Source organism: Flavobacterium sp. NRK F7 (assembly GCF_024054195.1).
Taxonomy (GTDB): domain Bacteria; phylum Bacteroidota; class Bacteroidia; order Flavobacteriales; family Flavobacteriaceae; genus Flavobacterium.
Genome location: NZ_JAMXLB010000001.1, coordinates 2010092 through 2023798, shown reverse-complemented (window position 1 = coordinate 2023798; position 13707 = coordinate 2010092). Strand labels below are relative to the sequence as shown.

Annotated in this window: 9 protein-coding genes; 4 read left to right on the top strand and 5 right to left on the bottom strand. The window is 31.5% G+C overall.

The genetic code is table 11. The annotated features are described in order from the left end of the window. Positions 1-107 precede the first annotated feature (107 nt). Both NHF47_RS08930 and NHF47_RS08925 read left to right on the top strand, forming a co-directional pair. Positions 108-518 carry a hypothetical protein gene (locus NHF47_RS08930; RefSeq protein WP_252764587.1) on the top strand — a complete coding sequence of 137 codons (411 nt, stop codon included), beginning with the start codon at positions 108-110 and terminating at the stop codon, positions 516-518. Between the two features lie 326 nt (positions 519-844). After that, entirely contained in the window at positions 845-1255 is a 411-nt protein-coding gene (locus tag NHF47_RS08925; RefSeq protein ID WP_252764586.1) for a hypothetical protein, read from the top strand. A 78-nt stretch (positions 1256-1333) separates the two neighbouring features. On the opposite strand, the gene NHF47_RS08920 is transcribed toward NHF47_RS08925, so the two are convergent. From NHF47_RS08920 to NHF47_RS08905, 4 genes are all read right to left on the bottom strand, one after another. After that, the gene (locus tag NHF47_RS08920) at positions 1334-2593 is read right to left on the bottom strand and encodes a pyridoxal phosphate-dependent aminotransferase family protein (protein WP_252766078.1); all 1260 of its coding nucleotides are present in this window, start codon (positions 2591-2593) and stop codon (positions 1334-1336) included. Between the two features lie 229 nt (positions 2594-2822). Then, the gene (locus tag NHF47_RS08915) at positions 2823-4313 is read right to left on the bottom strand and encodes an aminotransferase class V-fold PLP-dependent enzyme (RefSeq protein ID WP_252764585.1); all 1491 of its coding nucleotides are present in this window, start codon (positions 4311-4313) and stop codon (positions 2823-2825) included. 125 nt (positions 4314-4438) lie between these two features. After that, positions 4439-7495 carry a GEVED domain-containing protein gene (locus NHF47_RS08910; RefSeq protein WP_252764584.1) on the bottom strand — a complete coding sequence of 1019 codons (3057 nt, stop codon included), beginning with the start codon at positions 7493-7495 and terminating at the stop codon, positions 4439-4441. Positions 7496-7661: 166 nt separating this feature from the next. Continuing rightward, entirely contained in the window at positions 7662-10292 is a 2631-nt protein-coding gene (locus tag NHF47_RS08905; protein ID WP_252764583.1) for a valine--tRNA ligase, read from the bottom strand. Between the two features lie 283 nt (positions 10293-10575). Here NHF47_RS08905 and NHF47_RS08900 point away from each other — a divergent pair, with 283 nt between their 5' ends. Next, entirely contained in the window at positions 10576-10959 is a 384-nt protein-coding gene (locus NHF47_RS08900; protein WP_252764582.1) for a DUF1573 domain-containing protein, read from the top strand. A 28-nt stretch (positions 10960-10987) separates the two neighbouring features. Here NHF47_RS08900 and NHF47_RS08895 read toward each other — a convergent pair whose 3' ends face one another. After that, entirely contained in the window at positions 10988-12340 is a 1353-nt protein-coding gene (locus NHF47_RS08895) for a PDZ domain-containing protein (RefSeq protein ID WP_252764581.1), read from the bottom strand. A 127-nt stretch (positions 12341-12467) separates the two neighbouring features. On the opposite strand from NHF47_RS08895, the gene NHF47_RS08890 reads away from it, so the two are divergent. After that, complete coding sequence (locus tag NHF47_RS08890) at positions 12468-13658, top strand: pyridoxal phosphate-dependent aminotransferase (RefSeq protein ID WP_252764580.1); 1191 nt, start codon at positions 12468-12470, stop codon at positions 13656-13658. Positions 13659-13707 lie beyond the last annotated feature (49 nt).

Genomic DNA, 13707 nt, shown 5'->3' with positions numbered 1-13707 from the left:
AGTTACCAATTATTTACCTACAACTTGTGCAAACATGCTTACACATTAAAATAACATGAGGTCGCATTAACGTTCAAGACCATATGGAACAAAAATAGCCCAAAAAAATGAAAAACTTTACTCTCTCATTAATGGTTGCCTTACTATATAGCCTAGCTGGTTACACACAATGCAACGACGGAACAATTACGGGTTACTTTACTGTAATCTTAGGTCAACCAACTACTTTTACAGCAACTCCTGATGCACAATGTGACAATTGTTATGATTGGGACGTAAACAATCATTACACATCAACTGACAATCAAACTATTGGTACCTTAAAAATTGTTGGTACTGACACTAATAAAAGTATCGTAATAGAACCGACTGCTGTTGGAACTTTTTCCCTTCAATTATCTTATATGGATGAAAAAGGATATCACACCGCATCATTTATGGGTAATGTTGTAAGTCCGACAGAAATCGTTTCTGAAAAAACTCAAGTAACCTATGTTAAAGACAAAAAAAACAAATAACAAAACAAACACTATAAACTAATAAACAACTATAAATAAATTTTCTTGTTATAACGACCTCTTCCTACTAAGAGGTCGTTATTTTTTAATTAAAATATTCTTACAAAATATCTTATTTTATTAGACATTCAAACGTTTTATCGATAAAAAAACACATTTAATCTTATTTTTTTAACAAAAAAGGATTACTATTTAAAATTATATTCCTATATTTATAAAAACAAATTTAAGATTTATTCAAAGTATTGTGGATTTATACTAGCACTCTAAAAAGTATGAGGTCGTAAAATGTTCAAGACCAAATGGAACACTAAAACCCCAAAAAAATGAAAAAACTTATTCTTACATTAGCAGTTGCAATTGGATTTTGCGCATCGGGTTTCTCTCAATCAAACAATGGAACTATTTCAGGTTATTTTACAGCTATTTTAGGCCAAAGTACAACATATTCTATAAGTAATTTACAGGATTTTGACTCTTATCAATGGGAGGTAAATAATAATTTAACCAACACTAAGAACAAAAAGAGCTTGGGAAGTTTAAAAATTATTGGTAACAATACTGAAAAAACTGTGACTATTGAACCCACTTCACTTGGAATTTTTTCAATAGAAGTAATCTACAACGATAAAGATGGGCAACATACGGCAAGCTTTATTGGAAATGTAGTAAGTCCTACTGAAATAATGACCGAAGAAAGCTTAACAGTATTGGAAGAGTCAAAAAAGAATAAATAAACACTCAAATACATAAGGTTATTATACAAAAAGAGCTCCATTAAGAGCTCTTTTTTATTTTATATTTCACCATAATTCTTATGACACATCTATAGTAGTTGCCTCAGCAATTTTCTTATAAGTCCCGTTTACTAATTTTTCTCTAATAGCTTCAAAAGCAGCAAGAGTTTCATTAATATCTTCCAAAGTATGTGAAGCAGTAGGAATCATACGTAATAAAATAATTCCTTTAGGTATAACAGGATACACTACAATTGAAAGGAAAATATTATAATTTTCTCTCAAATCATTAACCATTACCATCGCTTCAGGAATTGATCCTTCAAGATAAACAGGAGTAACACAAGTATTCGTATCACCTATGTTAAATCCTTTTTCTTTTAAGCCATTTTGTAAAGCATTTACATTTTCCCATAGTTTGTCTTTTAAACTAGGATTATCTCTTAAAAGTTGTAATCTTTTTAAAGCTCCAACTGTTTGAATCATAGGTAATGATTTTGCAAACATTTGCGAACGTAAATTATATTTTAAATAATCAATAATATCTTTATCACCAGCTAAAAATGCTCCAATACTAGCCATAGATTTAGCAAAAGTTGAAAAATAAACATCAATTCCATCTTGACATTCTTGTTCTTCACCTGCTCCTGCACCCGTTTTACCTAAAGTACCAAAACCATGTGCATCATCTACTAATAATCTGAAATTGTATTTTTCTTTCATGGCTACAATTTCTTTTAACTTACCTTGCTGACCACGCATTCCAAAAACTCCTTCTGTAATAAATAAAATACCTCCACCAGTTTCAGTAGCCATTTTAGTTGCACGTTGTAAGTTTTTCTCCATGCTTTCCAAGTCATTATGCTTATAGGTAAATCTTTTTCCCATATGCAAACGCACACCATCAATAATACAAGCATGAGCATCTACATCGTATACAATAATATCATTTTTAGTAACCAAAGCGTCAATTGCTGACATAATTCCTTGGTAACCAAAATTCAACAAATATGCCGCTTCTTTTTTAACAAATGCAGCTAACTCTCTCTCTAATTGTTCATGAATATCCGTATGACCACTCATCATTCTAGCACCCATTGGATAAGCAGCTCCATATTGTGCTGCAGCATCTGCATCAGCTTTTCTAACTTCAGGATGATTGGCAAGACCCAAATAATCATTTATACTCCAATTTAAAATCTCTTTCCCATGAAATTTCATTCTAGGACCTAATTCTCCTTCTAATTTTGGAAAAACATAATATCCTTCCGCTTGTGAAGCCCATTTACCTAGAGGTCCTTTATTATTTTGAATTCTTTCAAATAAATCTTTTACCATAATATTTTTCATTTTGAAAACTCCGCAAAAATAAGAATTAAAATGAGTTTTTTAAATATATTAAGAAAGTAATATTAAAATTCATCTTTATTCTATTTTATATACAATTTAAATTATAAAATAAATACAAAAATTAAAACTTAAGAACTTTTTTTATTACATTTGCTCCCGAATGCACAGCAATGTGGTTACACATTCACCATAAAAGCTGATCGCTCCAGGTCGGCTTTTATATTTTAAACCAAGATTCAATCATTTTTTCTTCGCTTTTATTATCATTCACGTGCGTAAACTCATTTGTATTTGAATTATAAGTATACTCTTTTTTCCAATTAAAATGATTTGCTGCTAATTCCTTTATACTATTGCATACGTATTCAATTTCTTCATTCGTAGTTGTAGGATGTATTGACATTCTAATCCAACCTGGCTTTTTTTCTAAATCTCCAGCTGAGATCTGACACACTATCGAATTAGAAGTTTCTTGATCCACATGCAATAAATAATGACCATAAGTACCTGCACAACTACATCCACCTCTAGTTTGAATACCAAATTTATCATTAAGTATTTTAACACCTAAATTATAGTGCAAATCTGTTATATAAAAAGAAATAACCCCTAATCTATCTTTATGTTGAGGAGCAAGAATATTAATATTAGGAACATTTTCTAAAGAATTAAAAATAATATTGGTGAGCTCATGTTCCCGATCTAAAATATTTTGAATACCCATTTCCTCCTTAAGCTGAATGGCTAACGCAGCTTTAATAACTTGAAGGAACCCAGGAGTACCTCCATCTTCCCTATCCTCAATATTATCAATATACTGATGATCTCCCCAAGGGTTGGTCCATCTAACAGTCCCACCACCTGGACAATCAGGGACATTATTTTTGTATAAATTTTTATTAAAAACCATTACTCCACATGTTCCTGGTCCACCTAAAAATTTATGAGGGGAAAAAAAGATTGCATCTAGATAAGCCTCTTTATCATTTTCAGGGTGCATATCAATCGCAACATAAGGTCCAGAACAAGCAAAATCAACAAAGCACACTCCATTATTTTGATGCATTAATTTAGCCACTTCATGATAAGGTGTTTTTATACCTGTAACATTAGAGCAAGAAGTTATAGATGCAATTTTAAAGCTTCTATCTTTATATTTTTCAAGTAATACTTTAAAGTTTTCTAAACAAAACAACCCTTCATCATTGGCTGGAACAACAATTACATCTGCAATAGTTTCTAGCCAAGAGGTTTGGTTCGAATGATGTTCCATATGAGATATGAAAACAACAGGTTTTAGTGCCTCTGGAAAACTCGTATATTCTTTTAAATTTTCTGGAATTCTTAATCCTAATATTCGTTGCAATTTATTTACAACACCCGTCATACCAGTTCCATCTGTAATTAATATATCATTTTCATTCGCATTTACATGATGCTTGATAATATGCCTTGCTTTATGATATGATAATGTCATTGCTGTTCCAGAAATGGTAGTTTCTGTATGCGTATTCGCAACGAAAGGGCCGAAATGGTTTATTAGTTTTTCTTCAATAGGTCTATAAAGTCTTCCACTGGCTGTCCAATCCGTGTAAATAATTTTTTTGTCTCCATATGGAAATGAAAAGACTTGATCCACACCAATTATATTCTTTCTAAATTTATTAAAATAAAGCTCTAAAGTTGTATGAGATTGGGTACTTAACATAAATTTTTAGTTTTCACAAAGATACATCTTTTTATAAATTGTAATAAAATCATTTGCATTGGAAAAATATCAAACAAAAAAGCTCCGAAAAAATCGGAGCTTTAAAATAAATAAAAATTATCTTTTTATTCTTTTACTACTTTCAATACTTGAGTTGTTCCGTCAATTACTACTTGAACTACATAAGTACCACTATTTAATTCAGTCATATTAATTTTAGCAGCAGTAGCGTTTACTTTCTGATTAATCACTTGTTGTCCAATCATATTGAAAACAGTAACCGATGTCATGTTAGAAGTATATTCTAAATTAAGAATATCTTTAACAGGATTCGGATAAGCCATAAAATTAGTTAATTCAAATGCAGTAGCACTTAAACTTGCATCATATACTGACACTTGGAATTCGCCAAAGTTATCGTTGCTATATTCCCATACTCTATAATATAATGTTTCTCCAGGTGTTCTACCACTTACAGTAATAAGAGGATGATCATCACCAGCTGTACTTGAAGAATCATTACAACCCAATAATACCAATGCACCACATGTTCCACTATAAACTGCAGCTGCTGAATCTGTAATTCCACCTGTTTGCGTATTATTTTCAAAAGTTAAACTTCCAGAAGCAGGAACTGTTACTTGATACCATACATCACCTCCTAGATAAGATGCACAACCAGGAGCAGTCTCACCACTTGAAGCCGTAGCAGCAACGTTAGTTCCTACAACAGCATTATCAGCAAATACTCCACCAGGTGTTAAAACTTCAGCATTAGCACAATCATCATTTGCTGGAGGACAAGCAACGAAATTATAAGTTCCAACATTTACATCACAAATGTTATCCGATCCATGTAATATCGTTAATGTTACAGGTGAACCAAATGCATAAGGACCAACTTGAACTACCCCAGTAGCAGAAACAGGTAAAGTAGTAACTCCATCAGTTAGAGATGGCGAACCACTTCCTAAACCAGTAATATCTACATTCACAACATATTCAGATGCATTACAATTCTCAACAACTGTAACTGTACCAAAAGTTGGAGGTGAACAACTCGGCGCAACAATATTAATAGTAAAATCTAAAGTAACTCCATAAGTATCACTATAACAAGGGTCAACTGTTGGTAAATAATCCGCAGTTACAATTCTCATTCTGTGAGAACCAAGAGGTGCTGCACCTGGCATTACAAACGACGCATTATACGTTGTAGGGTCATCAGATAAAGATTCTCCTGTAAAAACAAGTTCTCCTGCATCATTGAAATCAAAATCATCATTGAAATCGATTAAAATATAAGTTGTATAAGTATATCCAGTAGCAAACGTAATTTGCACATTATTATTTAAACCTTGTGGCATATCTACACTAGTTGCTGTATGATCAAAATAAGTGACGTCAGTAGTAGGGAAGTTAGTAGATACTAGTTGCACATTTGTAATTCCTAATCCATCATTACTAGAAGGATTAGAAACACAATAACATCCATTTGCATTAGTTGTAAATGTTGCTTCAGCACAACCTGAAGCATTACCACTACCATTATAAGGTGTTATTGTAAAATAATACATCGTATTAATAGCACCTGCAAAACTATAACTTAAAACACTTCCTAAATCTACATTATCTAAAACCTCATTCCCACTAGGTGTAGTACCCAAAGTGATTCTATAGCCATCAGCACCTGAAACAGCATCCCATGATAAAACATTATCAAAATTACCACATGAAGCATCTGGAGTTCCTATAACATTAGTAGCACAATCAGGTGCAGTTGCAGGAGTTAATCTAATTTCGAAATTATCAATTGAAAAATCTATATCTGCACTTCCATTTGCAGCACCTTCAACCACTCTAAAAGCAAATCGTACCGTTTGACCTGAATAAGCATCTAAATCAATTACATTAGCAGATCCTACATTTGAGGGTACATTAGTATTATTATAAGTATACAAAACTGTCCAGTTAGTTGTTCCTGTAGAAACTAGAACCTCTACATAATCATCTGCTTCCCATGGAGTTGTAGGTGCACTTGTAGAACCATATTGGGTTGCTGCAGCATCAAATTTTAATTCATAACCTACTGCAGGAATATCATATAATGGCGAAAGTAACCAATCATTAGCTCCAGTTGTGTAAATATTATATCTTGCTGCACCTGTAGAACCAACATTTCCAAATCCATCAGCAACCCAAGTACTTGAACCAAAAGTAGCAGGTCCAGCTACTAAATCACCATTATCAGCTTCTTGCCAACATCCAGGAACATAGGTAGAGAAGTTTTCAAGTGATGGAACTGTATATGTTGAACATTCTGTTGTAAAAAATAAGGGTCCCAACCAAGCACTTTGATCAGATACTGAACAATATGCACGTACCCAAAACTCATAAGAAGTATTTGGAGTTAATGAATTAAGTGAAACCATTAGATCACCAACTGCAGTTCCTGAACCTGTAGGCATTCCAGTACCTTGAGCTTGAACCACATATTCATAATCAAACTGAACTCCAGTAGGATCAGTCCATGCTATATCTATAGAATTCGATGTTAAATTAGATGAAACTAAGTTTGTAGGTTGAGGACATGCTTGTGTAATTCCTTCAAAAATAACATTTGGGTAAAAAGAAACTAAATTTCCTGTCGGTGGAGAAGCTGGGTCAGGATTAGTTGTATCATTTCTGTAATAAATACTTCTACCTGTAGTTGAAGAAGTGTTATAGAAATCATCCGAACTTGAATCGTAGCTAGCCATATTCTCATCAACAGCAACAATCAAATTATCTGTCCCATTATAGGTGAATGGAGTTGGAAAAGTTACAGTAACCCAACCTGGACCAGTAACTGGAATAGCACCAGTGTATACTTGTGTCAAAGACGCTAAAGCTTCCCAGTCAGAAGTACTAGCAAAAGCAGTTCTAGTTGAGTGACCTAAATAAATAGTTATATTTTGAGAATTTGGCAATAAAGTTGTACCACTAAAGTACCAGCTAATTCCAGTAATATCTCCACTAGCATTTATTTCAGCAGAAGTATAGATACTTTGTGAGTAAGTATATCCATAAAATGGATCAAAGGGTAATGCTTGAGCTTCATTAGTACCATTTCCAATTGGTATTTGGGAAAACCCAACTACATAAAACAGCAATAAAAATAAGCAAAGAGTAATTTTTTTCATAAGATATTAATAATTTGTTAAGTTATTGCTAATATAATTAAAATAAATGTACCACTTGTTGCATGTTAATAAATATCGATAAAATGCACAAATTACCGACAAAAAGAAAACCTTGCTTTTTAGGCAAGGTTTTAAATATTAAATTTAATAGAGATTTTAATGGAGTTTATTTCAAGTTAATTAAACTCTGCTCTAAAGTAGTAATCTTGGCTAAGGCATCCGCTTCTTTTTTTCTTTCGCTCGCTACAATTTCGGGCTTAGCATTGGCAACAAATTTTTCATTAGACAATTTAACCTGAACACTTTTTAAGAATCCTTGCGTATATTTTAGTTCCTCTTCTAATTTTGCTATTTCAGCATCTAAATCTACATTTCCACTAATAGGTATAAAGTATTCATTTGATTTAATACGATAAGATAACGCCCCATTCACTTTTTCAGTTATATAACTTAAATCCGCAACATTACCCAATTTAATAATAATAGAATCGAAACATGTTGCTGCATTTTCATTATTAAGTACTTTTAAATCAATAGTTTCTTTGAAAGAAATGTTCTTGTCTTTTCGTATCGTTCTAATTCCTGAGATAACTTCTGTTGCAAAATCAAAATCAGCCAATATTTTTTCATCATATGCTTTAATTTCTGGCCAAGATGCAACAATTAACGCTTGCTCTGGAGACCTTTCCGCTATGTGTTGCCAAAGTTCTTCCGTTAAAAATGGCATAAAAGGATGCAATAATTTTAAATTAGCTTCTAACATTTCTATGGCTTTATTGAAAGTTGAAGTATCGATTGGTTGTTGATATCCTGGCTTTATCATTTCCAAAAACCAAGAACAAAAATCGTCCCAAACTAATTTGTAAATGGCCATTAAAGCATCTGAAATACGATATTTTTCAAAGTTATCTTCAATTTCTGTCAATACTTTTTGCAATTTGGCATCATACCATTCTATAGCAACTTTTGAAGATTCTGGTTGAACAATATCTGCAACTTCCCAACCTTTAATCAATCGAAAGGCATTCCAAATTTTATTGGCAAATCCTTTTCCTTGATTACATAATTCTTCATCAAATAAAATATCATTACCTGCTGATGAACTCAATAGTAATCCCACTCGTACTCCATCAGCCCCAAATTCTTCAATTAAACCTAGTGGTTCAGGAGAATTCCCTAATGACTTAGACATTTTGCGTCCTTGTTTATCTCTAACCAGTCCTGTTAAATATACATTTGAGAATGGCTTTTTACCTGTATATTCATATCCTGCAAAAATCATTCGAGCTACCCAAAAGAATAAAATATCAGGGCCAGTAACTAAATCATTAGTTGGATAATAATATTTAAACTCTTCGTTTTCTGGATCTAACATTCCTCCGAAAACAGATATTGGCCATAACCAAGATGAGAACCAAGTATCTAAAGCATCTGGATCTTGCTTTAAATCTAATTTTGTCAGTGTTCCATTTCCTGTTTTCTTTTGTGCCAACTGTAAAGCTTCATCACTATTTTCGGCAACTACAAAATCTTCTTTCCCATCACCATAATAATAGGCTGGAATTTGTTGACCCCACCATAACTGACGAGAAATATTCCAATCTCTAATATTTTCTAACCAATGACGATAGGTATTATTAAAACGAGACGGATGTAGTTTAATTTCATCAGACTCTAGAACCGCTTTTATGGCTGGTTTTACCAATTCCTCCATTTTTAAAAACCATTGATCTGATAATCTTGGTTCAATCACCGCTTTTGTTCTTTCTGAAGTACCAACATTATTAATGTGGTTTTCTATTTTTACTAAAGCACCTATCGATTCTAATTCTTTTTCAATTTCAGTACGAACCACAAAACGATCTTTTCCTTCATAATGCAATCCAAAAGAATTTAAAGTCGCATCTTCATTGAAAATATCTATAATTTCCAAAGCGTGTTTTTCACCAAGTGTTTTATCGTTTACATCGTGAGCAGGAGTTACTTTTAAACACCCTGTACCAAATTCCATATCAACATATTCGTCGAAAATGATAGGAATTACTCGGTTACAAATAGGAACGATTGCTTTCTTACCTTTTAAATGGAAATAGCGTTCATCATTTGGATGGATACAAATTGCAGTATCTCCTAAAATGGTTTCAGGTCGGGTTGTAGCTATAGTTACATATTCATTAGTTCCTTCAATTTGATAACGCAGATGATATAATTTACCTTGTCTTTCTTCATAAATTACCTCTTCATCTGATAGCGTAGTTTTAGCTTCAGGATCCCAATTCACCATTCGATACCCACGATAAATCATCCCTTTGTTATATAAATCAACGAAAGATTTGATTACAGAGGCACTCATATCGTCATCCATTGTAAATTTAGTTCTATCCCAATCACAAGAGCATCCTAATTGTTTTAATTGTTCAAGTATAGTACCTCCATATTTATCGGTCCAATCATAAGCATGCTTTAAAAATTCTTCTCGAGTTAAATCAGATTTATTAATTCCTTCTGATTTTAATTTAGCAACCACTTTTGCTTCTGTAGCAATAGAGGCATGATCGGTTCCTGGAACCCAGCAAGCGTTAAACCCTTTTAAACGAGCACGACGAATTAATACATCTTGAATAGTATTGTTCAGCATATGCCCCATGTGTAATACTCCAGTGACGTTTGGTGGAGGAATTACAATGGTATAAGGTTCTCTATGATCTGGTGTAGAATGAAAATAATTATTTTTCATCCAGTAATCATACCATTTTTTCTCTACCTCTTTTGGGTTGAACTGTGCTGGAATTGTCATTGTTATACTATTTTATATCGTTTTTAATTTATTTTATTCAAAAATACCCATTAAAAATTCCAAATTCCAAATAACAATTTGTTTTTACGATAGCGCAAATGGAATAAAAGAATTATAAAAAACTTTAAAAGATTAATCTAACAAAGTTAATTTTAAGTTTGGTATTGTTTTTGTAATTAACTGTTTGCAAAAGTAACGATATAAGCCAAAATAAAAAAAGGTATTTTATTTGTTCTTTGCAAGAAAACAATTATTTTTACATAAATCATTAATATTAAATATAATGAAAAAATTATTTGGATTTTTAACGTTTCTATTAATCAGTTTCTTTTCATATGGTCAAGACGGTCCTAAAATTGAATTTAAACAAGAAACGATTAATTATGGTGAAGTAGTTAAAGGAGAAGACGATGGTGTTCGTGTTTTTGAATTTACGAATACGGGTAACGCACCATTAATAATAACAGATGTAAAATCTAGCTGTGGTTGTACAGTACCTACAAAGCCATCAGAACCAATTATGCCTGGAAAATCAGATAAAATTATTGTTAAATACAATATGAATCCTGGCCCTATAAGTAAAACAATAACAGTTGAAAGTAATGCTGTTAATAAATTAAATGGTGTAGTTCCTTTACGAATAAAAGGAACTGTAATCGTTAAGTAAAAAAAAAGTCTCAAAATTGAGACTTTTTTTATATTATCTTTTGAAGTTTAAATTTAAAACTCATTATTTGTCCTTTTCTTTGCACTTCAATTTTTATTACCCTCCCTTCATCTGATTGAAACAAATCCGTTATTTTTTGAATGGTGTAATCGAATGCTTTTTTACCATTTATAGAATAGATAACATCACCAACTTTTAGACCTGCTAAAGCAGCAGGAGATTCTGGTCGTATTGCATATATTTCAAAAATAGGTTTTAACTTATAATTGTACTTAAATTCGGTATGTTCATCAAAAATTAGGGTGTTTTTTGTCGAAGTTGAACTGTTTAAAGAATTTGCATAGCTCGAATTTTCATTACTGATTCCTACTTTTTCAGAAACCCAAGTTAATCCCATATGTTGTACTTCAATACCAGACATATTATAATTGAAGGGATCATCAAAATATTTATTTTTTTTAAAGTAGAATTTCTTATTATTATAATCAAAAAACCAATTAAATCTTTTCATTATTTGTCCTCCAAGCGATCCATTTCTTCCTTTAGTGATATCTAATTGATTAAATGCTATACTATCAGGATAAGCAACTATAGCTTCCTTAAGAATAAAACCATTTAAATCTAATGCTTCAACTCTTGCCTTTTTTCCCTCAATATCACCGCCTAAACCTCTTCCTAAAACATCATTTATATATAATTTATTACATTTTATAGTATCATTTTCAAACAACCATAATCCATCTCCTAGTCCTGTATCAACTAACAACCTGTATTTCTTTTGAATACCATCATTTACTTTGGCAAAAACATCAAAATAAGGTTTATCGCCGACTATTTTTACTTCTTTTTCTATATATTTTGAAGCTTTTTTAGAAAGAATTTTTTTTGAATCTTTGTACAGATAGATATTTTTTTTCTGGTAATTAATCTCAACTAAATAATCTTTAAAAAAACTTGCTCCAATGATACCATTAATTGGTAATCCTAATTTATTGACTAAATTAATATTCTGTTCAGTAATTAATAAAATCTGAAATTTATCATCGGAATATCCTTTTACCTCCATGTGGTTGTTATTGGACACATAGGCTTCCAATGACTCACCATTTCCTAATCCATTAATCTTTACCTTTCTAGTTTCATAAAAAATGATAGAATCATTTTCTGGAAAACTAAATAGCAAATTTTTATCAGACCCTGTATCAAGAAGCATATTCAATTTAACATCATTAACTTTCACATTCACAATAATTAAATTATGCGTCAATTCAAAAGGAATAACAATCTTATTTTTAGAAGACTTCCATTTGTTTTGCCCTTGACAAGGCATATTACTTACAATAAAACAGATTAATAATAGATTAAGTAATTCTCTAATCATAAGAAAAAGGTTTTAAATAAATGTAGGAAATTATTTCCTACTATAATAATATTTAACATTTTAAAAAATAAAAGAATACAATAATTCGATAAAAAATTGCAATTTTGCACAACAAAAAATAAAAACAATGCCAAAAATATCTCAAAAAGGCTTTCAAATGCCTGAATCCCCTATTAGAAAATTAGTTCCGTATGCTGAAATAGCTAAAAAAAAGGGTCATAAAGTATACCATTTAAATATTGGACAACCTGATATAAAAACACCTGAAGTGGCTTTAAATGCAGTAAAAAACGCAGACATTAAAGTTTTAGAATATAGTCATTCAGCTGGTTTCGATAGTTATAGAGAGAAACTTTCTAATTATTACAAAAAACAAGATTTACCCATAAATAAAGAAGATATTATTATAACCACTGGTGGTTCTGAAGCCTTATTATTTGCTTTAGGAAGTACAATGGATACAGATGATGAAATTATCATTCCAGAACCTTTTTATGCTAATTACAATGGTTTTGCAGTAGCTTCTGGTGTTAAGGTAGTTCCTGTTATCTCGAGTATTGAAAGTGGTTTTGCATTACCTGCAATTGAAGATTTCGAAAAATTAATTACTCCTAAAACTAAAGCAATTTTAATTTGTAATCCTGGTAATCCTACTGGTTATTTATATTCACAAGATGAAATAAATCAGTTAGCAGCTATAGTTAAAAAACATGATTTATTCTTAATTGCTGATGAAGTTTACAGAGAATTTACTTATGACGGATACAAACACCATTCTATTATGAATGTAGATGGATTAGAGAATAATGCCATCATGATTGATTCTGTTTCAAAACGTTTCAGTATGTGTGGTGCAAGGATTGGATGTATCGTTTCAAAAAATAAAGAAGTAATGACTACGGCTATGAAATTTGCACAAGCGAGATTAAGTCCTCCTACTTATGCCCAAATTGCAAGTGAAGCAGCGTTAGAAACGCCGCAAAGTTATTTTGATGAAGTCATTATAGAATATAAAGAAAGAAGAGATATATTAGTAAATGAATTGAATAAAATTGAAGGTGTAACGGTAGCTGTTCCTAAAGGAGCTTTTTATTGTATTGCTAAACTCCCTGTAGATGATGCGAATAATTTTGCACAATGGCTCCTTGAAAAATATGATTTAAATGGTGAAACAGTAATGGTAGCTCCTGCTTCTGGATTTTATTCAAGTCCAAAAGTTGGTTTAGATGAAGTACGAATTGCTTATGTTTTGAAAAAAGAAGATTTAATTAAATCGGTTCAAATATTAAAAGAAGCTTTGAACACGTATAACAAATAATAAGCTTCTTAATGAAATAAAAAAAGCCTCACAAATGTGAGGCTTTTTT

Bases quoted from the DNA above. Each gene is read 5' to 3' on its own strand.
- NHF47_RS08920 (WP_252766078.1), bottom strand. From the start codon at position 2,593: ATGGTAAAAGATTTATTTGAAAGAATTCAAAATAATAAAGGACCTCTA.
- NHF47_RS08910 (WP_252764584.1), bottom strand. From the start codon at position 7,495: ATGAAAAAAATTACTCTTTGCTTATTTTTATTGCTGTTTTATGTAGTT.
- NHF47_RS08925 (WP_252764586.1), top strand. From the start codon at position 845: ATGAAAAAACTTATTCTTACATTAGCAGTTGCAATTGGATTTTGCGCA.
- NHF47_RS08890 (WP_252764580.1), top strand. From the start codon at position 12,468: ATGCCAAAAATATCTCAAAAAGGCTTTCAAATGCCTGAATCCCCTATT.
- NHF47_RS08915 (WP_252764585.1), bottom strand. From the start codon at position 4,313: ATGTTAAGTACCCAATCTCATACAACTTTAGAGCTTTATTTTAATAAA.
- NHF47_RS08895 (WP_252764581.1), bottom strand. From the start codon at position 12,340: ATGATTAGAGAATTACTTAATCTATTATTAATCTGTTTTATTGTAAGT.
- NHF47_RS08900 (WP_252764582.1), top strand. From the start codon at position 10,576: ATGAAAAAATTATTTGGATTTTTAACGTTTCTATTAATCAGTTTCTTT.
- NHF47_RS08905 (WP_252764583.1), bottom strand. From the start codon at position 10,292: ATGACAATTCCAGCACAGTTCAACCCAAAAGAGGTAGAGAAAAAATGG.
- NHF47_RS08930 (WP_252764587.1), top strand. From the start codon at position 108: ATGAAAAACTTTACTCTCTCATTAATGGTTGCCTTACTATATAGCCTA.